We start from the raw sequence: 23,103 nt of genomic DNA, 5'->3' as shown, positions 1-23,103 counted from the left end.
GATAATAAACAGGAAACTCCCTCCTCAGCAAATGAGGGAGCAACCAAGCAAGCAGCCCCCCCTTCTGGGGGCGTAACCGGAAAGGCCCTCGACTGGAAGCTACTCGGCCGGGTAATGCATTACGTTAAGCCGTATAATAAAACCTTTGTTATAGCTACTTTCCTCACCATTTTTATAGCAGCCAATGCTTTGCTGCAGCCAATCCTGATCCAACGTACATTGGATGTTAATATTTTGAACGATGATTATAATGGGTTGGTTTTTATGGTTGAGCTCATGATAGCACAGCTTCTCATTCAAACTATTGTGCAGTACTACCAAACTTATTTAACCAATGCGCTGGGCCAATATGTGATCCGCGATTTGAGGATCGATATTTTTAACCACATTACCAGTTTAAGATTAAAATACTTCGACCGTACGCCTATCGGTATGCTTATTACCCGTACGGTGTCCGACCTGGAAACTATTGCCGATATTTTTTCCGAAGGGTTGATCTCTATTATGGGTGATATGCTGTTGGTGGTTGCAGTGATAGGCTATATGCTTTGGCAGGACTGGAAACTGGCCCTGATCACGCTCATTCCGATGCCCTTCCTATTTGCTTCAACCTATGTGTTTAAGGAGGCTATCAAGTCATCATTCCAGGAGGTGCGTACGCAGGTGGCACGGCTCAATACTTTCCTGGCTGAGCACATTTCAGGGATCAGCGTGATCCAGATCTTCGCCCGTGAAGACCAGGAGATGCGCAAATTTAAAGCCGTGAACGAGAAGTACCGCGATGCCAATATCCGCTCCAACTGGTATTATTCGATATTCTTTCCTGTAGTAGAAATTCTGTTTGCCATATGCATGGGCCTGTTGGTTTGGTATGGTTGTAAACGAATGCTGTCAGATAGTCAAATGCTAACTATCTCCGCATCAGGCAAGGGAATTACTCCCGGATTAATCACCAGCTTTATAGTATTGCTGAATATGTTATTCAGGCCTATCCGCCAGCTGGCCGATAAGTTTAATACCCTGCAAATGGGCATGGTTGGTGCCGACAGGATTTTTAAAGTACTGGATACAGACGAGGTGGCCGAAAATAAAGGCACACTTACAACAGGCAGACTGCAGGGCGATATTAGCTTTGATAAAGTATGGTTTGCCTATAACGATGAAAACTGGGTGCTGAAAAACATCAGCTTCCATATCAAACCCGGCGAAACCCTGGCTTTGGTAGGGGCAACCGGCGCAGGTAAATCATCAACCATTAATATCCTGAACCGTTTTTATGAAATTGGCAAAGGCTGTGTAAGGGTTGATGGGCACGATATCCATGATTACGACGTAAACTACCTGCGCTCGCAGATAGCCACCGTGATACAGGATGTTTTTTTGTTCAGCGATACCATTGCCAATAATATCAGCCTCAATAATCCCACTATTACCCGTGAGCAGATCATAGCTGCAGCCAAAGATGTTGGTGCACATGATTTCATTGAACGTTTACCCGGCGGCTACGATTATAATGTGATGGAACGCGGCTCAACACTTTCGGCCGGGCAATCGCAGCTGATCTCGTTTATCAGGGCGCTGGTTTATAATCCCGCGATCCTGGTTTTGGACGAAGCTACGTCATCTGTTGATACGGAAACCGAGATCCTGATCCAGAATGCCATCAATAAATTAATGGAAGGCCGCACGGCTATAGTGATAGCCCACAGGCTTTCCACCATTCAAAACGCCGACAGGATCATTGTACTTGATCACGGCGAGATCATGGAAACGGGCAGTCACCAGGAATTGCTTAAAATTGAGAACGGCCACTACCGGAAATTGTACGACCTTCAGTTTAACTCGGCGGGAATTGCGAGATAGATACATATTAAATCATGTCATTGCGAGCGCAGCGTGGCAATCCCATAGCCAATGCATGTTCGATATGCATAGCTACGAGATTGCTTCGTCGTTCCTCCTCGCAATGACAAATATTGTGTGACTCACTTCTTCGGTACACTCTTCACCGAATGAACCGGTTGTTCTTCTTTCTCATGCTTTTTGGCAATATCGCCTCCATGCGGATTATCGGCGTGATATTGTTTATCTTCTTTACGCACCTTGCTTTTATGCCCGTTGTCATTGGGGCTGTGGGTCGGGGTATCTGATGGCGAAGGTTTATCTTTTTCGTTTGCTGGCTTTGTCATGTATTGATAACAATAGCGGTAGCGCTTTGTTTAACTCCAGGTTTAGATCCGAATTTGATGTTTAATTTGTCTGAATCAGAATTTTGTCTGAACTCGAATCTTTTGAATTAAGGAATTTATCGAATGCAAGGCAATTCATTAATTCATCTAATTCGTTTAATTCGAGTTCTGACAAAATCAACGGTTCTGTTGTTAATAAATGTTAAATCTGTTAAGCTAAAGCGTTATTAAACATATTTATAAGCAATAAACTTTTACCTTTAGGGAGGGTTTCTTATTTTCGCAGAAATATGATGTTAACTTGAGGGGGGATAGTGATCTCAAATCTCATGTCTAATATCTCACATCTAACAAGAGTAAATGGAAGAATTTGAAGCAAGCGCATCCTCTAAAAAGACAAAAACCATCTACATTTCAACTGTATTTGGTATTGCCATGGTGCTGTTAATGGTAGGCCTGCTGGGTTTAATACTGGTGTACGCTAAAAATATTTCGAGCTATGTTAAAGAAAACATCGTGCTTAATATTTTTGTTGATGATGCTGCCCACGAAAGCGACGTATTGCAACTTCAAAAACAGTTGGATGGCAACGTAATGGTAAAACAAACCCAATACGTAAGTAAAGAGCTTGCCGCCCGCAACCTGCAAAAAGATCTTGGCGAAGATTTTGTAAAGTTTTTAGGTTACAATCCGCTATCGCAGTCAGTTGATGTTTACCTGAAAGCGGAGTATGCCAATAACAAGGATATTGAAAAGTTTAAAGCCGAATTGCTTAAGAACCCATTAGTAAAGGAGGTTAAATATCAGCAATCGCTGGTTGACCAAATGAACCAGAATGTAACGACCATCAGTTTGATCATCCTTACCTTTGCCGGTATTTTTGTGGTGCTTTCGGTAGCGTTGATTAACAATACCATCAGGCTGGCCATTTATTCGCAGCGTTTCCTGATCAAATCGATGCAGCTGGTTGGCGCAACCAAAGGATTTATCCGCAAGCCTTTTTTACTGTACGGGATCTGGCATGGTTTATTAGGCGGGTTAATTGCTATTATCCTGCTGATAGGTACTTTATATGTTGCTTATGACAACGTACCCGACTTGGTGTTTTTACAAAACTACACCGAGTTTGGCATCGTGTTTTTAGTTGTAGTTGGGCTGGGTATTTTTATATCAGGCTTCAGTACCTTTTTAGCAGTTAACAAGTTTTTACGTTTAAAAATATACGATCTGTACAGATAGAGGTTAAAGGCAAAAGGTTTAAGCTTAAAGGCTTAATCTGAACTTTCAACCACTAATTCATTAACTCAATAATTCAGTAATTAAAAGATAAATGGCACAAAAATTTAAACCAGCCGGCCCTGGAAAAACAACTACTGCAACATCGCCGGCAGCTACCGGTGCTGCAAAAGCTACTGCGCCTGCACAACCGGTACAATTTATATTTGATAAAAGCAATTACCGCATGCTGATCATCAGCGTGGCTGTTGTTGCCTTCGGTTTTGTCCTGATGTCGGGCACAACTGACATTTACAGCACTACCAAAATAGTTATCGCCCCAATAGTAGTTTTGGGCGGTTTTGCTTTGGGTTTCTTCGCTATCCTTAAAAAGCCTTCGGCTAATTAATACAGTAACCATGCTGAATTTTACAGTAGATATGTTTTAGTGAAAGATATCTACTGTAATAACGTATATCTCTACCTCAACCCCTTAAAACCCCAATGAATTTAATCCATGTTATTATCCTTGCAATTATTGAAGGGATAACTGAATTTTTACCTGTATCATCAACCGGGCACATGATCATTGCTTCATCAGTAATGGGCATAGCAGCCGATCCTTTTGTTAAGCTTTTTACTATTGCCATACAGCTGGGTGCCATCTTATCGGTAGTGTTCCTGTACTGGAGAAGGTTCCTCCAATCGGTTAATTTTTATTTAAAACTGTTTATCGCTTTTATACCTGCAGCGGTATTTGGCGTATTGTTTAGCAAAAAGATAGATGCTTTATTGGAGAGCGCGCTTACGGTTGGTATTACCCTGTTTGTTGGCGGCATTATTTTATTGTTTGTTGATAAATGGTTCAACAAGCCGGTGATTAAAGAAGAAAAGGATATCAGCAATTTAACGGCACTTAAAATAGGCTTTTTTCAGTGTTTGGCTATGATCCCGGGCACATCACGTTCGGCCGCTACCATTGTTGGTGGTATGGCACAGAAACTGAGCCGTACTGCAGCCGCCGAGTTTTCATTCTTTTTGGCGGTGCCGACTATGTTTGCCGCGACTGCAAAAAAACTATATGACTTCCATAAAGAGGGGCATGTATTTACTGGCGAAGAAATTAAACTGCTGGCCATAGGTAATATCATTGCTTTTATTGTTGCCATGCTGGCTATTAAAACATTCATTACTTTTCTTGAGCGCCGTGGCTTCCAGATTTTCGGCTGGTACCGTATCGTGGTTGGAGCTGTTATTATAGGATTAATTTTGAGCGGACATCCGTTGCAAACAGTATAAACCTTTAAGTATATCGCGTTAATTTGCGTCGCGCCGGATCAGTCTCATACCAAAGGAGATTGATCCGGCGCAGTAATTTATAGCTTGTCAGGCAATAGGGGCGAAAATCGTACCTTTGCGAAAAATCGGATAAATTGATCCGACATAAATAAAAGATTTGAAGAACACGTACACTAAAATAGAGGAATTTGCTGAAGGTCAGCTACTGCTGGTTAATAAACCATACCAATGGACAAGCTTTGATGTGGTTGGCAAGCTCCGCAATTCATTTAAGCCGCTTAAGCTTAAGGTTGGCCATGCAGGCACGCTTGATCCGCTGGCTACAGGCCTGTTGATCATTTGCACCGGTAAAATGACCAAGCAGATTGATACTTTCCAGGCCGAAGAAAAGGAATATACCGGGACCATGGTATTGGGCGCAACTACGCCCTCATATGATATGGAAACGGAACCAGACAAAAGTTTCGACATCAGCCAACTCACTGAAGAAATGCTGCGTAACAACTGCCGACAGTTCATTGGCGATATTCAGCAATATCCACCGGCGCACTCGGCCATAAAAGTTGATGGCGAACGTTTATATGAAAAGGCACGCCGGGGCGAGGATGTGGAACTGAAGCTGCGTAACGTCACTATAACCGGGTTTGAACTAACCCGTATTGAGCTGCCCGAGGTGGATTTCAGGGTGGTGTGCAGTAAGGGTACTTACATCCGTTCGCTGGTGAATGATTTTGGTGCGGCTTTAGGCAACGGGGCTTATCTTTCAAAACTAAGGCGCACCCGCAGCGGCAACTTCAGGATTGAGGACGCCTGGGAGGTAATGGAACTGGTAAACACCGTGAGGGAATTAAAGGTATCAGATGTGCATACTGCACGGTAAAAGAAATTTACAAAGCGCAAACATTCTGGTTGTTAATCCCATCAACTAAAAATTAACTTTGTGTTTTTACTCATATAATTAATGAGGGTTTATAATAACATTGACGAGTTTTCGGCGGTAAAAAATGCAGTAGTCACTATCGGTACATTTGATGGGGTACACATAGGGCACCGTAAAATTATAGCAGGCATTAAGGAGCTGGCCGAAAGCACGGGTGGCGAAACAGTGATCCTTACTTTTTTTCCGCATCCGCGCATGATCCTGCACCCGGAGGATGAAAGCCTTAAACTGATCACCACCATAGCCGAAAAGGCCGAACTACTGGAACGCATCGGGGTTGACCATCTCATTATAACCCCTTTTTCAAGAGATTTCTCCAATCAATCTGCCGAGAGCTATATCCGCGATGTGCTGGTTAACAAAATTGGTACAAAAAAAATAGTAATAGGCTATGACCATCGCTTCGGTAAAGACAGGCAGGGCGGCTTTGAAGACCTGCAGCGCCTTAGCCCTGTGTATGGTTTTGATGTGGTAGAAATTCCCGAACAGGATATTAACGAGGTGGCCATCAGCTCAACCCGCATCCGTAACGCCCTGTTAAGCGGCGATATTCATTTGGCTAATGCCTTTTTAGGCTATCCTTTCTTTATTACGGGAAAGGTTGTCCGCGGCGATCAGATCGGCCGTCAGCTTGGTTATCCGACAGCCAATATCGTGGTTGAAGAAAAATATAAGCTTATTCCATGCGATGGTATTTTTGCGGTAACAGTAATTATAGCTGATCAGAAGTATAAAGGGATGGCCTACATCGGCAGCCGCCCAACGGTTAATGGCCTTACCCGCAATATCGAGGTAAATATCTTTGACTTTAACGAAGAGATCTATAATCAAACTATCCGGATGGAGTTTCACCATTACATCCGTGGCGATGTTAAGTTTTCATCGCTTGATGAATTAAAAGTGCAGTTGGCTCAGGATAAGGTAGATGTGCTGAATCTTGATTTTTAAGGGAACCTTGATGTGCTTGATTTAAGGATTATCTTGAAATTAATATCGATTATCAGCCGTATCAGGCAATCCTTAAATCAAGCAAATCATGGTTCTGTTTTAGTGTTTAAAGAACGATAAGTAAATCTGTTTCACAACATGATACATCGCGAAAGCAAAAAATAATATAGCTATGCTGGTATTGATAAGCCTGGTGCTTAACGCAAATCGTTGCTGTATATACCTGGCAAACTTGGCGTAGATAAACAAGCATAAAAAAGCACCTGCTGCCGAACCCATACTAAAAATAACAAGAGCTACACGGCCATCAAGGATCCATTCATGCGTGATGAGGTATGTGCCTGTAACCATCCAGAAGGGCACCTGCATGGGGTTTAGAAAGCCTAATAAAATACCGTATTTAATACTGGCGTGTTCAGAGTAATTGGCTTTAGGTGGGGCATTGCGATGAATCCAGGTGATATAACCCATTACACCAAACAAAACCACCATGATCCAGTCGATGATGGTGCCCAGTTTCAATTGTCCGGAAAGCCAGCGGGCAGCATGCATAATAAAATAGGTAAAGAAAAATTCAACTGCCGAAAAAGCTGTAATAAAACGTACAGCCTCTTTTATGCCACGGTTTATAGTGATCTGTACTAAAGTTAGGTTTATATTGCCGGGTGGTATATAGCCTATGAAATTAGCTATAAGCCCGATGAAAAAAGTCAAAAATATCATTGCAGCAAAGATAGGTTGTTAATTGGAGTTGGCAAACTTCAGATTTGCGGATGTGCAGATTTTAAATGTGCAGATGAAAGCTGCAATAACTACACCGCCTAATTCTTCAATTTACACATCTGCACATCTGAAATTTGCACATCTATAATCCTTACATTTGCAAACTTTAAACGTGTTAACATGCCAACTGAAAAAATAGTTTCATTACTGCCGGCCGCTACCGAGATAATTTGTGCCTTAGGATTAGAGAAAAACCTGGTGGGGCGTTCGCATGAGTGCGATTTTCCGGCGTCTGTTAAACAGTTACCTGTATGTACCGAAGCTAATTTTCCGGATGATTTGAGCAGCGCCGATATTGATGTGAAAGTGAAAGAGATCCTGGCCGATGCACTATCGGTTTATACTGTAAAGCGCGAACAAATTAAAACCCTTGCGCCGGATGTGGTAGTAACCCAGGCCCAGTGCGAGGTTTGCGCGGTATCGTTAAAAGATGTTGAAGAGGCGCTTGAAAACTACCTGGATAAACAGGCACAAATTATATCGCTGCAGCCTAACAGTCTCGATGATATTTTTAACGACATTGTTACCGTTGCCAATGCACTGAACGTACCCGCGGCCGGTGCCGAACTGCTTGAAAGCCTGCAGGAACGGGTTGATATCATTAAGCATAAACTGAAATTTATAGATAGCAAACCCACCGTTGCCTGTATTGAATGGCTGGAGCCAGTAATGATATCCGGCAACTGGGTACCAGGCCTGGTAAACATAGCAGGCGGAACGCCCGTTTTAGCACAGGAAGGGAAGCACTCGCCCTATATTGAGTGGGATGAGATCCTGCAGCAGGACCCGGAAATTATTGTGGTGATGCCTTGCGGCTTCAGTATTGAACGCACCATGCGGGAGATCAACCTCCTTTTGGACCGCCCGGGTTTTGCATCACTCAAAGCCGTAAAAAACGACAGGTTTTATATAGCCGATGGTAATCAATATTTTAACCGCCCCGGCCCCCGCATCGTTGATTCCATCGAGATCCTGGCCGAGATCATTCGCCCCAAACAGTTCATATTTGGATATGAAGGTGAAGGATGGATTAAGTTTTCGTTGTAAAATACTGCCGCAGGTTTAGCGATAGCGTAACCTGTGGCGAACCATTACTGAAGCTTCCAGCTTAAGTAAAATAAGTGAAGCTGGAAACTTCAATCATGCCAGTCACGGGGTACGCTACCTCTAAACCCGCGACAGATAAATGCTTGTTTAAGACTTAGTACTTTAGACTAAAGACTTCTTTAAAATACTTATTAAAATAATTTAAAAAGCAATATATTTACTTGTCTGCTATCTCCCAGGCACAGGATCAATTATGAACAAAATTTTTACGCTGATGGTTATCGCCGCGGTTTTTGTATGCAGCGGTTTTAAAATTAATGACGATAAAAAACCGAACGTAACCAACCTGCACCTCACCTGGCAGGTAATGGATAATAACTATCAAAATAAAAATCAGGCCCTCACCGCACTGGTGATTACCAATAAAAGTCATGAGGTTTTGCCTGCCGGAGGATGGAAGATCTATTTCAATTCGGGGCGTGGTTTTACCAAAGCAGCCCTCAGCGATAACGCCCTAATTGAACAGGTTAACGGAGATTTATACAGCATAACCCCAACATCCGGCTTCAAAGACCTGAAACCCGGCGAAACCGCCCGCATTGAATTTGTGTGCGATGACCCCGTGGTAAATATTACCGATGCGCCTGAAGGGCCATACCTTGTTTGGGATAACGCCCCTGAAAAAGGCTATTCTTTCGGCTCGTATGACATTACGCTGTACAAACCAACTTACCAGGGGTTGATAACACCCGAGATTGTTTTCGATAGGAATAAAACAGTTGCCGATATTCCTGCCGATCAGTTACTGAAAGTTTTCCCTACACCGGTAAGTTATAGCCTAAGCAGCGGCAGTTTTTCGTTCACTGCAGGTGTTCAGGTTTCATCGGCCGATGCGCGGTTCAGCAAAGAAACATCTGTTTTAAGTAATTATGTTGCTGGCCTCTTCGAAAAAAAGGGCGCCGGGAAATCTTCAGGTAAAATTATTTCATTTGAATATAAAGCCGGCTTAGGCGATGAAGCTTACGAGCTAAGTGTGAAACCAGCTGCTGTGGTTATCCGCGCATCGACCAGTACTGGCATCTATTATGGCATCCAATCGTTCAAAAGTTTGATCCCTGCAAGTGCTTTGGCTAAAACGCCATCATCGGTACAAATCCCATGTGTAGAAGTTGCTGATGCCCCTCGTTTTGCATACCGTGCCGTAATGCTGGATGTAGCCCGTAACTTTCAGTCAAAACAGCAGGTATTGAAACTGCTGGAGGCGATGAGCTTGTACAAGCTTAATGTGTTGCACCTGCATTTAACGGATGATGAGGGATGGAGAATAGAGATTCCGTCGCTACCCGAGCTTACTGCCGTCGCTTCCAAACGAGGCCATACACTGGATAGTAAACACCATCTGCCTCCATCGCACGGTTCCGGCCCGGAGGTTAACAATCCTTTTGGCACCGGCTATTATACGAAAGCAGATTATATCGAGATCCTGAAATATGCCAACGATCGTCATATCACCGTAGTACCCGAGATTGAAACTCCCGGTCATGCCCGTGGAGCTATTAAAGCGATGAATGCCCGTTATGACCGACTAATGGCCGAAGGAAAAAAGGCCGAAGCTGAAAAATATTTGCTATATGATCTTAATGATAAATCTGAGTATCGCTCGGTACAGTATTGGAATGATAACGTGATCGATGTATCGCTCCCTTCAACCTATAACTTTGTTGAGACTGTTGTAAATGACATCATCAGTACTTATAAAGAAGCCGAAGCACCACTGCCCACCATCCACTTCGGTGGCGATGAGGTTCCTGCGAATGTATGGGAAAAATCACCGGCTTATGCGGCGCTCAGGGTTACACATCCCGAAATACAAAGCACCAATGATCTTTGGTATTATTTCTACGGAAGGATTAATGAAATCCTGAAAGCAAAAAGCATTCGTCTTTCAGGTTGGGAAGAAATGGCGCTTCGTAAAACTACGCTCGACGGTCAGCCGGCTTACGTACCTAATCCGGATTTTACGAAAGAACACTTACAGGTTGATGTTTGGAACAACGTATTAGGCGGAGGGCAGGAAGATTTGGCTTACCGTTTGGCTAATGGTGGTTACAAGGTTGTGCTAACCTGCGTTACCAACCTGTATTTCGATATGGCCAACTACAAATCATTTGATGAGCCGGGTTATTACTGGGGCGCGTTTTTAGGGATAGATAAATTCTTTTCGTTTATTCCATACGACTATTTTAAAAATGCTGATGTTGATAAGCAAGGCAACCCGATAAACAGGAATATCTTCATCGGCAAGCAACGCCTCACGGATTATGGCAAAAGCAATATCGTGGGCTTGCAGGGCGCGCTGTGGGCCGAAACAGTGAAAGGCCCTGAACGGATGGATTACATGATTTTCCCTCGACTGCTTGGCCTGGCCGAACGCGCCTGGGCGCAAGACCCGGCATGGGCTACCGAAAAAGACCCTGTAAAAAGTAAAGAGGCATACCAGGTATCCTGGTCAAATTTCCTGAATGTGTTAGGCAAACGTGAACTGCCGCGTCTAACTTATTACAATGGTGGTTATGGTTACCGGGTGCCTAAGCCAGGGATCAGCCTGCAGGATGGTAAATATTTTAGTAACGTAGAGTTTCCAGGCTTGACTATCCGGTATACAACCAATGGTAAAGATCCTGACGCTGGTAGTAAGGTTTACACTGGCCCGGTTAATTACAACGGTGGCGTTATCAAATTCCGCGCTTTTGATCCAAAAGGCAGGGGTGGTAATGTGGCTGAGGGAGGAAGTAATAATCTGAATCCGTAGTTTCAGTTGGCAGTTTTGGGTTTGCAGTTTGCAAGTCAGAAAAAGATCGCCGCCGCTCGGCTCCAGCCGAGTGGCAACTATCCCCCGGCCTCCGGCCGCCGTAAACAAGCAAGGCGTACACAGGCCAGAGGCCTGGAAATAATCGACACTCGGCAGGAGCCGAGCGTCTGCACTGCTTGCTGTGTGCATTACCACGATCTATGAACCATCAACTACCCGCCATCTAATACATAAAATTCATCCCAACCGAATAATTCCTCAACGGAGCAGCATTATAATACCTGTTACCCACAGCATTCAAATCATTACCAAGGCTGTATTTTTCATTCAACAAGTTATCTGCTGCAGCAAATATTTCAAAGTGTGTTTTACGGCCGATAGTTGGCTGGTAGCTAACCCTTGCCTGCAGCAGGTTGTATTTTGGAGCGTATACCGTGCTGGCATCATTAAGCGGGATTTTTGCAGTAAAGGTATGCTGAACAAACAATGCGAGGCTTTCCGGAAACCTGATCTGAACACTGCTTACAAATACGTTTTTAGGCACACCAGTCAGCCTGTTGCCCGAATAATTAGCATTGGTAACAATATAATCCCTGAACCTGAAATGGCTATATGTGAAAGATTCATTGAACTGTAATCCACGAATAAAGCCGTATTTACCGGGGCGGATGATCCAATAGTACAACGAGGCCTCGGTACCAAGCTGGTTGGTGCCACCGGCGTTGATATAATGTTCGGTTTCATTAGCATTTAGGCGGCGTACTATGGCATTGTTTAAGCGATAGTAGTAAACAGATGCATCCAGCATAAAAGTTTCATCGCTGTTGCGCAGGCGGAAACCTGTTTCATAATTCCAGCCGTATTGGGCCTGCAGGCTTGTGTTTACAATATTATCAGTTGGCCGTACCTCGGCAGTTGTAGGGCTTGAGTAACCCCGGCTTACACTCGCACGCCATGCTAAGGGATTGATGATCTGGTATGACAAAGCAAGCCTCGGCATTAATTGCGCGCTAAAGTTGCGGTTAGTAAAGCTGTTTTGGTTTAGCGGGTAAACATTTTTAAAGTTATAACCATAGTCATTTAAGCTTACCGCGGCTTCAATATGCAGGCGTTTATACACATCTGCAGCATAACGGGCAAATACAAAATGCTGGTTGGTGTGGATATCATCAACTGTTTGGGTGGTATCTTTTACCCCCTTCTTATTACCATAATTGGCAATGTGCGAGTTGGTTTGCTGCCATTCAAAACCGAGGTCAACTTTCCAGTTTAAATTGGGTTTCTTATCGCCGGTTAGTTCAAAATAGGTGCGGAAGCCATAGGTATTTTCACTGCGTTGTTCGTAGTTGGTGATAAACGGATTGGCAAAATCAACGTGATTGCCAAACACAGCCAGCACGTTGCGGATGTGGTCGTTAAAATGATATTCGTTGGTTAAGCCGCCTAAATACATTTTGGTAGTAATACCTATGCGTTGCTGAATAGCCCCAGGCAAAGTTGCCGTAGGCTGGCGGGCTAATCTCGGATTGGCGGTATACTGGGCCAGGTTTAAGCCACCCGGTGTTTGATAGGCCAAATCGGAATAAATGCCCAATGCTTTTAAGGTGTTTTTACCGCTGTAGTTCCAGCTATCGGCCAGTTGCAGATAATTGCGGTGGGTATCGCTGTTTTGCCTGTAACCATGATAGGTTTGAAAGCTTTGGTTAATGTTGAGCAGGTAATTGGTAGTTTTTAATTGTACTGCTGCTTTTTCATGAAACAACCCGTACGAACCACCGTTTACCCCCGCCGAAATATAAGTGCTGTCGTTATAACGGTTAAGCGGACTAAGAATCACGACACCGCCCGAGTTAGCCCCAAATAGGCTGCCATCCGGCCCCTTTAATATTTCAACCTTTTGGATGGCTGCTATATCAATAGCATTTAAATAACTGTTACCCCCGGCGTCGGTAAGCGGGATATCATCAAAATAGATCTTTACGTCCCTCACGCCAAAAGGCGAACGTAATAAACTGCCCCTGATGGATAAACGATAGCTGCCCGGCGAACGCTCCTCGGTACGTACCCCCGGAACCGTATTTAGCGCGTTAACAAATGAGTTATCGGGCTGGATCCTGAGCTGGGCTGCGTTAAGCACACTTACCGACGCCGGTACGCTTATCACAGGCTGGTCGCTCAGGTAACCTTTGATGATCACCGGTTTAAGTTCGGTGGTGTCTCTCTTAGGTTTGATCTTATTTTGTGCGTGGGTTGCAGTAAAAGCAGCAAGTATAAGAGCTATAAGAGTAAAGCGTTTTAGCATAGATTGACAATCAGGGATGACCCTCAAAAATAGTTTTTATACTTGTAAAAGGATATCGCCTGCTTGTAAATATCTTGATGTTGCTAACTTTTTCTTTCCAAACATCTGATCAGCACGCTGCAACTATATTACGCATGTATTTCAGATTTGTCAGAATAGAGCGGAACAATACTGAAAAGGCCCCTTCCCTCAAAATTTATTAATCCCAATTATAGTTATTTTTTTTAAATTCGCTCATTCATATCCCTTATAATGAGAAAGTTATTATTTTACCTTGCTATACTTGCATTGTGCTTTTGTGTAGTATCCTCGTGCCAAAAGAATGGCGAGCCTAACGCTCCTGAGGGAGAAATTGCCGTTAGTAAATTAAAGGTAAAAATAAACGAGCCTGACTCGATGTTGCTGGTGGGAGCAGATAACAAGGAGGTTACCTGGATGGTAGCCCCTTCAGGTTTTGATACCATTCGCACTGCAAAAAATGCTGCCCGGATAAAGTTCACCAAAGCCGGAAATTATACCATCAGCGCTAAAAATAGTGATATTACTTCGAAAAGTATAGTTATAACTGTTATCGATTCTGTATATGCGCCTCCGGTGTATTTTATTCCGTTCGATAAAAGTGATTCGATCACCTTTGTGCCGCAGTATGTAAAAAGCGCCAAGTCTGATTCAGCATACCTTGCATTTACCATAAGCACCAAAAAAAAATATTGCACCAACTTTATGTTTACCTATAGCCTTTTTGTACCATTTCCTTTACATGATAAGTATTATATAAATTTCACCGGTGCTGTTATAAAGAGTCTGGCTAATACCACTTGCACTGGTACAGCGGTATTGACAGCACATAATAATTATGCATTTTATCAACCCGTACTAAAGGAAGGTGTTTATAAGTTTTATGCGGGCTTTGGCCAGGATATTAACACGGACTACGAGGGCAGTATGGAAGTGACCGCAACACAGATCATTTTTCACTGGGACGATTCAACAGGGATAACTATTTCACCAAAGGTGCTGGCGCGATAGGGAACATATAAAGCGCAAACCAAATCTCAACTGATTGGTGCAAAAATCAAAGGAAAGCGGCTATTAGCCTCTTTCCTTTGATCAATGATTTGGTATTATTAAATTTTCCCAAAGATCTCGGCAAGCTTGTTTTGCAGATCTTCGCCCCTTAGGTTTTTACCGATGATCTTTCCGTTAGGATCTAATAAAAAGTTTTGAGGGATTCCGCGTACCGCATACAGATCGGCTGCTTTGCTGTCCCAAAATTTAAGATCGGATACATGGTTCCAGGTAAGACCATCTTTGTGGATAGCTGCCAGCCATTTATCTTTCGCGTTCGGCCTGTCAAGCGACACGCCAAGTATGGTGAAGTTTTTGCCTTTATAAGCGTTGTAAGCCTTTACCACATTAGGGTTTTCACGACGACAAGGGCCACACCATGATGCCCAGAAATCTATCAGGACATATTTACCACGAAATGATGACAGGCTAACCATTTTACCGGCAGTATCAGCTTCGGCAAATTCGGGTGCGGTTGCACCTAATGCCACAGCTTTTAATTTTGGCAGGCGTTCGGCAAATTTCTTACCTGCTTCCGTTGCTTTAATAGCAGGACTGAAGCTGTTGAACAATGGGGCAATATCTACGTAATCGGCACTGTAGGCATATGATTCAAGCGCGTTCAGGCTTACATATGAATCGGGGTTTTCCTGGATAAACTTTTTATTGACCTGCGCATCCTGGTCGTCGATCTTTTTTTCCTCAGCATTTAGTTCGGCAAGTTGGTCCGGCGTGGCGGTTTTACGTTTTGCCGAAAGCGCCTCATAGGCATCATTAATCGGTTTTTCGGCCAGGTTATATTTTTCGTTATCGTTATTGGTTTTGGTGCCTTCTATTTTGGCATCAGCAATTTTATCAGTTGCGCTTACGTTGATGGTACCTGGTTCAAGGTAAATGGAACGATAATCTTCTGAGCTATGCAGACCGGTACCTTTGGGGTTAAACAAAATATAACCGCTTACAGGTGTTGTTGTGCTTGTTTTACCGGTAAATTTAAAGGCTCCTTCGTTCAATACTGCCGAATCGACAACCGTTTTTCCATCTTTACGATATTGCACATAGACTTTCGCCGGTGCGTTATAGGCGCCAATTTTACCTTGCACAGTATATTGGGCATCCTGGGCAAAAGCTAAAGCAGGGGCGCTTGCAATTGCTGTTAAAGCTATTTTTTTAATTGAGGTCAAGTTCATATCGCAATATAATAAAATTAGCCGGGTATTAAATATCCGGCTAATTCAACGGTGAATATGACATATTAATTAATATCGCCCAGGCAGGGCCTTAGTATCAATTAATTATATTTTCCAAATAACTGTTCCAGTTTGGCATCAAGATCTTCGCCACGGAGGTTTTTTGCAATGATTTTTCCCTGCGGATCGATCAGGAAGTTTTGAGGGATAGATGTTACCGAGTACAAAGCCGCAGCCTGGTTGTTCCAGAATTTAAGATCAGATAATTGCGTCCATTCCAATCCGTCGCTTTTAATGGCAGCAAGCCACGCCGATTTGCCGTCGGGCCTATCCAACGAAACCCCAACTACGGTAAAGTTTTTGTTTTTGAACCTTGCATAGTTACGTACCACGTTCGGGTTTTCCTGACGACAGGGACCGCACCATGATGCCCAAAAATCAAGTAATACATACTTGCCCCTGAACGACGATAGCTTTACAGGAGTTCCGTTAACGTCGTTTTGTATAAAATCAGGAGCTTCGGAGCCGATAGCCGTAACTTTTAGGGCGTCGAGCTGCACCTTCATCATTTTACCGGCTTCGGTATCTTTGATTTTTTGAGATAACGAATTGTATAATGGCTCAACCTCGCTAAGGTCGGGAGCAGGACCGCTTACCGAGGTTAGTGCAAGTAAACTTAAATAACTATCGGGGTTGGCTGCAATAAAGCTTTTTAAAGTTGTCTTTTGCTCTGTTTGCAGGGCTTTATACCTTGCCTGCATGGCACTCCTGAAAGCTGCCGATTTTTGCTGCTCCGGCGTTGCAGCCTTGGCCTCAGCCATTAGCTTTTCGCCTTTTTTAATGATGGCTTTTAACTGTGCCTGGAGTTTTACATTATCTGTATTAAGTTGCGACCCTGTGATCTGCGCTTTATCTATCGAATCTTTGCTGGTGATGGTGATGGTACCTTTTTCCAGGAAAAAATCTATGTCGTCTGCCGTCTTTGAAATCAGGCTGCCGTTATCAGCATATTTATAGTTGCCGTCGATAAATTTTTCGAGGGGTAAGCCCTTGTAGTTAACCGCTAATGTGGCATTAACGGGGTTAAAGATAGTGCCGGTAAATGAAAATGCCCCGTTAACCACATTGGCCGAATCGGTAACATTATTAGCACCCAGTTGGTACGATAAATATACTTTGGCAGGTGTGGTGACATTGCCTAATTTACCATTAATAACAAAGGTATCTGTAGCCTGTGCAAGCGCCGTTGCCGGCAGCATGGCGGCTATGTAAAAAAATAATTTCTTCATTAAAATATATAAAAACTCTACGCTGCTAACGTTTGAGCAAGGGTTAAAATTGTGAATATCAGTTTAATTTTTGATATGTGCGCCACCAAAGGTCCGGCAATTCGCCTGATGTTGCCGTTTTATAGTCGGCATAGCTGCAGGGCACCAAATGAAAACGCTCATTAGGCGAACCTGCCGAAGGATAAGGCACCTGCATCCACCACCGGTCGGACTTTTTGCTTTTTACAAATATTACTTCCTGGTCGTCGTGGGTTAAGCTGGTTTTATAAATAAGGTATTGTGATTTAGGGTTAAGCGGAAAATCGCGCTTACGGTTATAAAAACCGTCAATAAAATACCAGATCATTTGGGCCAGTTGCCAGGCAGTTTGTCCGTTACTGTCATAAGCCGGGTTAAATTCATAAAAACCTATCGAGGTAAGTTTATCATTAAAGCCAGCGTAACGGCAGAGCTGGCAGGCTTCTTCACCATAAAAACCATTTGGTGTGGCATTGGCATTCCCCATGGCATCGGCAGCGCGAATTGCGCCGATATCGAAACTTACCATGCTGGCATTGCGGATAGCAGGTTCGGTAACAGCAATATTGCCGCTTAGTTCGCCTAAGCGGTGTACATCAAAATAGAGCTTATCCATTACCCGCAGGCTGTCCTGGCTTACAAAATAGGTTTGGTAGCCAAGGTTGCTGAAGTTAAACAGGTAATTTGGATCATGCAGGAATATTTTGTTGAGATAAGAGCCGGAAGTTGTTTCGATACTGCCGCCGTGATCATCTTCATCCAGGTCAAAATGTGAGTCGATCACCACCAGGTCAACCTTCTGTTCAAGCTCCTCATAACCTAGGTACTGGGCGTAAGTAAGATCCTGCCCCCCGCCTAAAATAACGGGGATGATGTCTTTTTTGATCAGTTCGGCTACTACAGTTTTAACGGCAAAATAGGTGTCGGTTACTTTTTCGCCGGCACGGATGTTTCCGAGATCAGCGATTTTTACAGAGTAACCGCCTTCATTTAGCTGGTAAAGTTTTTCGCGGATATAATCGGGAGCAAGCGAGCAGCCGGGATTGCCGGTTGCATTGCGATCATCCATAACACCAATAATAGCGATATCCGTTTTCTCTTCCAGATCTGGAAAATCGACAGAATAATGCACAATTTTATCGCCAAGCTGGCTGGTATAATAGCCTTTTTTAGGAGCTATCTTTTTAAGATCAATCGGCGTAAAAAAATCAGCTAATGACATAATTATTTAATGTGCAGATTTCAGATGTACAAATGTGCAGATTTTTTAGCCTAAAGCTTAAGGCTAAAAGCAGAAAGCTTTTCTTACCATGTTGCTTAAGTTTAAAAAAGAAAGCTTTCGGCCTCAGGCTTTCTGCTTTGAGCTAAAAAATAATCACATTTGCATCATGATCTTAATAACTGGCGCAACTGGTTTTCTCGGGGCCGAACTGGCAAAACTATTGGTTACCACTAACGGGCAGCGAATCCGCTGCACCAAAAGGGCAAGTTCAGTTATTCCAAAGTTACTGTTGCCATACCAGGAAAACATCGACTGGGTTGACGCCGATATAATGGATATTTTTGCATTAGCCGATGCTCTTGATGGCGTTACCCAAGTTTACCATTGTGCCGCCTGGGTATCATTAAAGCAGGCGGATAAAAAGTCGATGATCAACACCAATGTTACCGGGACTGCCAATTTGGTTAACCTTTGCAACGACCGTGGCATAAGGATGGTGCATGTAAGCTCAATTGCTGCTATTGGCGCAGCCAAACCCGGAGAGTTAATTACCGAAAACCATCACCTGGAGCAATCAACAGAAAATGATGGCTATGCCATATCCAAATTGGAAAGCGAAATGGAAGTTTGGCGGGGCATTGCCGAAGGTTTGGACGCTGTTATCGTTAACCCCTCGCTGATAATTGGCGCGAGTGCCGGTATCCAGGGCAGCGGCGCCTTATTCAACACGGTACGTAAGGGGCTTAAATTTTATACCTCGGGCACTATAGGTTTTGTTGATGTAGAAGATGTTGCCAAATGCATGGTAGGTTTAATGCACAGCAATATTACGGCCGAGCGTTATATCATCAGCGCCGAAAACCGGGACTACAAAGGTATGGTTACCGAGATAGCAAAAGGTTTCGGCATCAAGCCGCCCGCTATTTTTGCTAAACCCTGGATGATGGAACTGGCCTGGCGCGGAGCCGCTTTTGTTTCGGCTATAACCGGTGGTGTTCCGGCTATAGATAAAACATCGGCACAAACAGCTTCATTAACCCGCGAGTTTGATAATTCAAAAATTAAAAAGGCGATAGGCTTTGAATTTAAGCCCATCAGTAAGACGGTAGGGGAAATTTGTGAGGCGTTAAAATAATAAGAGGTTAAACCGATAACTCTTCTGCTCTGGCAATAAATAAATCATATTCCATTTGCAATCCTAACCAGTAATGGGAACTGATCCCTAAAAACTTTTCAAGCCTTACGGCGAGCTTTGCAGAAATATTTCTTTTGCCCGCAAAAATTTCACTTAAATGGTGCGGCAAAATATGGAGGGCTTTAGCTACATCCTTTTTAAGGATTGCCCTTTCTTCAATTTCTTCCTGCAAAAATTCGCCCGGATGAAATGCTTCTATTTCAATTTCCTTACCATTATGATCTAATACCTGATTATTCATAGTAAGTATAAAGGGCTCCTGGCCCGAGTTTTATGAGTAGTGGTTGTTGATCTCTTCAATGCAAATAATCTCTAACCTGCTGATCTCGTTGTTTTCAATCCGAAATATTAAACGGTAAGATATATTCAATCGTATTGAATACTTTCCTTCATATTTCTTTCCTTTTAGTTTTTCAAAGTGTAAACTTTTAATCATCCTCAAATCAGCAGTGCTTTTTGCCTGTTTGATTTGATACAATCGTTTTCTAAAAGCTTTGATCACTTCGTCCGGAAAAGGTGATTTTCCGGCAACTTTATTGTAATTGGCCACTTCGCCCAGAAAGTGATCTTCAATAATTACCTGCATTATTAAGGCTTATTTAGTGTGAATGATTTTAGATATTTCATTTTGAGATTAATAGGTTATGGGAAATGTTAATTAAATCAAATATATACAAAAAAATAAAATTACCAAAAAAAGGTTATTTTTATTTAAACTACAAACTCTCTATACTTCCTCAGCAAATTTTTTCGCACCTTTGCAGCCAAGATGGAACAGTACTTTATTATTGATTTCGATAGCACCTTTACACAGGTTGAGGCCCTTGATGAACTGGCCCGGATCTCTCTAAAAAATCGCCCCGACCGCGAAGATATCTACAAACAGATAGAAGATTTGACCAATGCATCAATGGAAGGTAAGCTATCGTTTACCGAAAGTTTAGAACGCAGGGTGAAATTGCTCAATGCCAATCGCGATCATTTAAAGCAACTGATCAGCCATCTTAAAAAGAAAGTTTCTACTTCTTTTTCGCGAAATACTATCTTCTTTAAAAATCACCAGGACGAGGTGTTGATCGTATCCGGTGGGTTCAAAGAGTTCATTACGCCGGTAGTTACCGAATATCATATTAAAAGAGAAAATATCTACGCCAACACTTTTGTGTTTGACGAAGAAGGCAATATTATAGGTTACGACCGCGAAAATCCGCTTTCGCAGGAGGGCGGTAAGGTAAAGCTGCTGAAAGAGCTTCAGTTACCGGGCGATATTTATGGTATCGGTGATGGTTATTCTGATTTCCAGTTAAAGGAATCGGGCATGATCAAAAAGTTTTTCGCTTTTACCGAAAACATCGAACGTAAATCAGTAGCTGAAAAGGCCGACCATATTACCCCAAGCTTTGACGAGTTCCTCTATCTGAATAAACTGCCGCGTGCCATCTCCTACCCTAAAAACCGTATTAAATGTTTGGTTGTGGGCAACGTGGATGAGGATGCCTTAGACCAGCTTAAAAAAGAGGGTTACAACATGCGCCACCGCGACGATGTTGAAGAAAAATATCTTGAGGAAGCCGGTGTGTTATTTTGTGACGAAGAACATCAGCCAAGTGCCGAACAAGTTCAAAATGCAGGCAGGTTAAAGGTGATTGGTATTTTTGGCAAATGTAACCGCAAGCTGGCCGATGCCGCTGCCGAAAACGGAATTATTATATTTGACGACCCAAGACATAACCCACACAGTAATGACTTTTTGCCAAAAAGGGTAATGGCTTTCATGAATGAAGGTAAAACACATACCAGCTGTAATTTTCCCGATCTGCAGCCGCCGCGTGTTAACAATGCCCACCGTTTAATTCACATCCATAAAAACGTACCAGGGATACTGGCTAAAATTAATGATGTATTTGCCCGCCATAATATTAACATTGTGGGTGAGTTCCTGGTTACCAACCCGCAAATAGGTTATGTAATCACCGATGTTAATACAGGCTATGATACTGAAGTATTGAACGAGTTAAAAGCGATTGAGCATACCATTAAGTTCAGGCTTTTATATTAATTTTTCTCTTCATTATAAGGCACAACCAATACAGGGATCAATGATTTGTTGACCACCTGCTCGGCAACGTTTCCTAAAAAGAATTTATCGATACCGGTACGACGGTGGGTACCTAAAACTATCAGGTCGGCATTAAACTCCTGGCTGCATTCAATAATACCTTCAGCTGTAGAACCGTACTGGGTAAATTGAGCTATTTCCAGTCCCTCGCCCCATTCTTTTGCCGTCTGATCCAGCAATGCGGCAGAGCGCTCGGTTTGCAATGTTTCTAATTCTGTGCCTGGCAGATTTATATTAGGATCATATGGCATCCCTCCTAATAAACCGTCCTGGGTATCAGTGGGCACAATAATAGGTTCAACTATGTGTACCAAACCAACTTCGGCATTATAGGTATGGGCTATATCAAAAGCGTAGGCCGCTGCATAACGTGAAAATTCGCTTTCATCAATACCGATGAGTATCTTCCTGATCTTCATAATAATATTTATAAGGCTTGTATCCATTATAACAACCTAATACGGATATGTTTTAGCAGTACACTATTTTATTACCTTTGAAGTATGCATTTCTCTCCCGAAATTGAAGACCGGTTAAATCAACTGCAGGAAAAGTACGAAGCTATGGGCCAGGATATGAACTCATACCTTGATGGCCTGCTTTATGCCGATTTTTTAACCTATTGGGATTATATCCACCTGGATACCCTGTTGAGCTTACAAAACCCTAAAACCCCTTTTCCCGACGAGGAGATCTTTATCATTTATCATCAGATCACTGAATTATATTTTAAGCTTGCCCTGCATGAGTGCAGGCAAATTGCTGAAGCAGCGCCGCTGACAGCCGAGTTTTTTACAGCGCGGTTAAAAAGGATCAACAGATATTTTCGTGCCTTAACCCACTCGTTCGAGATCATGGTTGATGGCATGGAGAAAGAGCAGTTTCTGAAATTCAGGATGTCGTTGCTGCCGGCAAGCGGTTTTCAATCGGGACAGTACCGCATGATTGAGATCTACGCTACGGATTTTATAAACCTGGTTGCTAAAGATAAACGTGAGGAACTGCAACATGCAACTATTGAAGCACAATTTGAATACCTGTACTGGAAGTTTGGAGCTACCGAACTTTCCACCGGAAAAAAGACTTTGACGCTTAAACAGTTCGAGAAAAAATATTCAAAAACATTTATTGAACTGGGCAAGGCCGCTGTTAAGCATAACTTTAATACGCTGGCTAAACAATTTGATTCGTCATCACAACTGACTCCTGAATTGCGTAACGAATTGCGTCAACTGGATATCAATGTCAACGTAAACTGGCCGCTTTCACATTATAAATCGGCGGTGCGTTACCTTAATCGTGAGCCGGAGGATATTAAGGCAACAGGCGGCACTAACTGGCAAAAGTACCTGCCGCCGCGCTTTCAAAAGCGAATCTTTTATCCCTGGGTATGGAGCGAAGAGGAAAAAGAGAACTGGGGTAAGGCTTGGGTTGATGACGTGCTGAGTAGTATTTAAGCTTCGCAAT

At 43.1% G+C, this 23,103-nt stretch carries 21 protein-coding genes; 12 read left to right on the top strand and 9 right to left on the bottom strand.

Annotated features, from left to right (window positions below):
* The first annotated feature begins 114 nt into the window (after window positions 1-114).
* On the top strand, window positions 115-1,863 hold the full coding sequence (locus ACP26M_RS23970) for an ABC transporter ATP-binding protein (RefSeq protein ID WP_426589760.1): 1,749 nt from the start codon (window positions 115-117) through the stop codon (window positions 1,861-1,863).
* A gap of 122 nt (window positions 1,864-1,985) precedes the next feature.
* Here the strand turns inward: ACP26M_RS23970 and ACP26M_RS23965 are convergent, their stop codons facing one another.
* A complete protein-coding gene (locus ACP26M_RS23965) occupies window positions 1,986-2,189 on the bottom strand; it encodes a hypothetical protein (protein ID WP_426583883.1) in 204 nt (67 codons plus the stop codon).
* A gap of 360 nt (window positions 2,190-2,549) precedes the next feature.
* Between ACP26M_RS23965 and ACP26M_RS23960 the strand changes: the two genes are divergently transcribed.
* The 5 genes from ACP26M_RS23960 (at window position 2,550) to ACP26M_RS23940 (ending at window position 6,591) form a co-directional block, all read left to right on the top strand.
* Window positions 2,550-3,428 carry a cell division protein FtsX gene (locus tag ACP26M_RS23960; RefSeq protein ID WP_090530733.1) on the top strand — a complete coding sequence of 293 codons (879 nt, stop codon included), beginning with the start codon at window positions 2,550-2,552 and terminating at the stop codon, window positions 3,426-3,428.
* A gap of 91 nt (window positions 3,429-3,519) precedes the next feature.
* Window positions 3,520-3,813: a DUF3098 domain-containing protein gene (locus tag ACP26M_RS23955; RefSeq protein ID WP_426583881.1), complete on the top strand. Its 294-nt coding sequence runs from the start codon at window positions 3,520-3,522 to the stop codon at window positions 3,811-3,813.
* Window positions 3,814-3,908: 95 nt separating this feature from the next.
* A complete protein-coding gene (locus ACP26M_RS23950) occupies window positions 3,909-4,703 on the top strand; it encodes an undecaprenyl-diphosphate phosphatase (RefSeq protein WP_426583879.1) in 795 nt (264 codons plus the stop codon).
* A 148-nt stretch (window positions 4,704-4,851) separates the two neighbouring features.
* Window positions 4,852-5,583: a tRNA pseudouridine(55) synthase TruB gene (truB, locus tag ACP26M_RS23945; RefSeq protein WP_426589758.1), complete on the top strand. Its 732-nt coding sequence runs from the start codon at window positions 4,852-4,854 to the stop codon at window positions 5,581-5,583.
* An 81-nt stretch (window positions 5,584-5,664) separates the two neighbouring features.
* The gene (locus ACP26M_RS23940) at window positions 5,665-6,591 is read left to right on the top strand and encodes a bifunctional riboflavin kinase/FAD synthetase (protein ID WP_426583877.1); all 927 of its coding nucleotides are present in this window, start codon (window positions 5,665-5,667) and stop codon (window positions 6,589-6,591) included.
* Between the two features lie 99 nt (window positions 6,592-6,690).
* On the opposite strand, the gene ACP26M_RS23935 is transcribed toward ACP26M_RS23940, so the two are convergent.
* Complete coding sequence (locus tag ACP26M_RS23935; RefSeq protein WP_426583875.1) at window positions 6,691-7,314, bottom strand: LysE family transporter; 624 nt, start codon at window positions 7,312-7,314, stop codon at window positions 6,691-6,693.
* 180 nt (window positions 7,315-7,494) lie between these two features.
* Between ACP26M_RS23935 and ACP26M_RS23930 the strand changes: the two genes are divergently transcribed.
* Together ACP26M_RS23930 and ACP26M_RS23925 are read left to right on the top strand one after the other, a co-directional pair.
* Window positions 7,495-8,421: a cobalamin-binding protein gene (locus tag ACP26M_RS23930; RefSeq protein ID WP_426583873.1), complete on the top strand. Its 927-nt coding sequence runs from the start codon at window positions 7,495-7,497 to the stop codon at window positions 8,419-8,421.
* A 253-nt stretch (window positions 8,422-8,674) separates the two neighbouring features.
* The gene (locus ACP26M_RS23925; RefSeq protein WP_426583871.1) at window positions 8,675-11,233 is read left to right on the top strand and encodes a family 20 glycosylhydrolase; all 2,559 of its coding nucleotides are present in this window, start codon (window positions 8,675-8,677) and stop codon (window positions 11,231-11,233) included.
* A 223-nt stretch (window positions 11,234-11,456) separates the two neighbouring features.
* On the opposite strand, the gene ACP26M_RS23920 is transcribed toward ACP26M_RS23925, so the two are convergent.
* The gene (locus tag ACP26M_RS23920) at window positions 11,457-13,535 is read right to left on the bottom strand and encodes a TonB-dependent receptor (RefSeq protein ID WP_426583869.1); all 2,079 of its coding nucleotides are present in this window, start codon (window positions 13,533-13,535) and stop codon (window positions 11,457-11,459) included.
* Between the two features lie 252 nt (window positions 13,536-13,787).
* On the opposite strand from ACP26M_RS23920, the gene ACP26M_RS23915 reads away from it, so the two are divergent.
* On the top strand, window positions 13,788-14,564 hold the full coding sequence (locus ACP26M_RS23915; RefSeq protein ID WP_426583867.1) for a hypothetical protein: 777 nt from the start codon (window positions 13,788-13,790) through the stop codon (window positions 14,562-14,564).
* A 98-nt stretch (window positions 14,565-14,662) separates the two neighbouring features.
* On the opposite strand, the gene ACP26M_RS23910 is transcribed toward ACP26M_RS23915, so the two are convergent.
* From ACP26M_RS23910 to ACP26M_RS23900, 3 genes are all read right to left on the bottom strand, one after another.
* Window positions 14,663-15,793: a redoxin domain-containing protein gene (locus ACP26M_RS23910; protein WP_426583865.1), complete on the bottom strand. Its 1,131-nt coding sequence runs from the start codon at window positions 15,791-15,793 to the stop codon at window positions 14,663-14,665.
* A gap of 101 nt (window positions 15,794-15,894) precedes the next feature.
* On the bottom strand, window positions 15,895-17,082 hold the full coding sequence (locus ACP26M_RS23905; protein ID WP_426583863.1) for a redoxin domain-containing protein: 1,188 nt from the start codon (window positions 17,080-17,082) through the stop codon (window positions 15,895-15,897).
* Between the two features lie 58 nt (window positions 17,083-17,140).
* The gene (locus ACP26M_RS23900; protein WP_426583861.1) at window positions 17,141-18,322 is read right to left on the bottom strand and encodes a formimidoylglutamase; all 1,182 of its coding nucleotides are present in this window, start codon (window positions 18,320-18,322) and stop codon (window positions 17,141-17,143) included.
* A gap of 166 nt (window positions 18,323-18,488) precedes the next feature.
* Here ACP26M_RS23900 and ACP26M_RS23895 point away from each other — a divergent pair, with 166 nt between their 5' ends.
* Complete coding sequence (locus ACP26M_RS23895) at window positions 18,489-19,457, top strand: NAD-dependent epimerase/dehydratase family protein (protein ID WP_426583859.1); 969 nt, start codon at window positions 18,489-18,491, stop codon at window positions 19,455-19,457.
* Between the two features lie 7 nt (window positions 19,458-19,464).
* Here the strand turns inward: ACP26M_RS23895 and ACP26M_RS23890 are convergent, their stop codons facing one another.
* Together ACP26M_RS23890 and ACP26M_RS23885 are read right to left on the bottom strand one after the other, a co-directional pair.
* On the bottom strand, window positions 19,465-19,758 hold the full coding sequence (locus tag ACP26M_RS23890; protein ID WP_188834316.1) for a HigA family addiction module antitoxin: 294 nt from the start codon (window positions 19,756-19,758) through the stop codon (window positions 19,465-19,467).
* 30 nt (window positions 19,759-19,788) lie between these two features.
* On the bottom strand, window positions 19,789-20,103 hold the full coding sequence (locus ACP26M_RS23885) for a type II toxin-antitoxin system RelE/ParE family toxin (protein WP_426583856.1): 315 nt from the start codon (window positions 20,101-20,103) through the stop codon (window positions 19,789-19,791).
* Window positions 20,104-20,286: 183 nt separating this feature from the next.
* On the opposite strand from ACP26M_RS23885, the gene ACP26M_RS23880 reads away from it, so the two are divergent.
* Complete coding sequence (locus tag ACP26M_RS23880) at window positions 20,287-21,576, top strand: HAD-IB family phosphatase (protein ID WP_426583854.1); 1,290 nt, start codon at window positions 20,287-20,289, stop codon at window positions 21,574-21,576.
* On the opposite strand, the gene ACP26M_RS23875 is transcribed toward ACP26M_RS23880, so the two are convergent.
* Window positions 21,573-22,055: a universal stress protein gene (locus ACP26M_RS23875; RefSeq protein WP_426583852.1), complete on the bottom strand. Its 483-nt coding sequence runs from the start codon at window positions 22,053-22,055 to the stop codon at window positions 21,573-21,575. The genes ACP26M_RS23880 and ACP26M_RS23875 overlap by 4 nt on opposite strands.
* A gap of 84 nt (window positions 22,056-22,139) precedes the next feature.
* Here ACP26M_RS23875 and ACP26M_RS23870 point away from each other — a divergent pair, with 84 nt between their 5' ends.
* Entirely contained in the window at window positions 22,140-23,093 is a 954-nt protein-coding gene (locus ACP26M_RS23870; protein ID WP_426583850.1) for a tryptophan 2,3-dioxygenase family protein, read from the top strand.
* Window positions 23,094-23,103: the final 10 nt, after the last annotated feature.

The sequence above is a fragment of the Mucilaginibacter sp. R-33 genome (assembly GCF_049949235.1).
In the GTDB taxonomy this organism is placed as follows: Bacteria; Bacteroidota; Bacteroidia; order Sphingobacteriales; family Sphingobacteriaceae; genus Mucilaginibacter.
The sequence above is the reverse complement of the archived record's forward strand: the minus strand, read 5'-3'. Positions and strand labels throughout refer to the sequence as shown.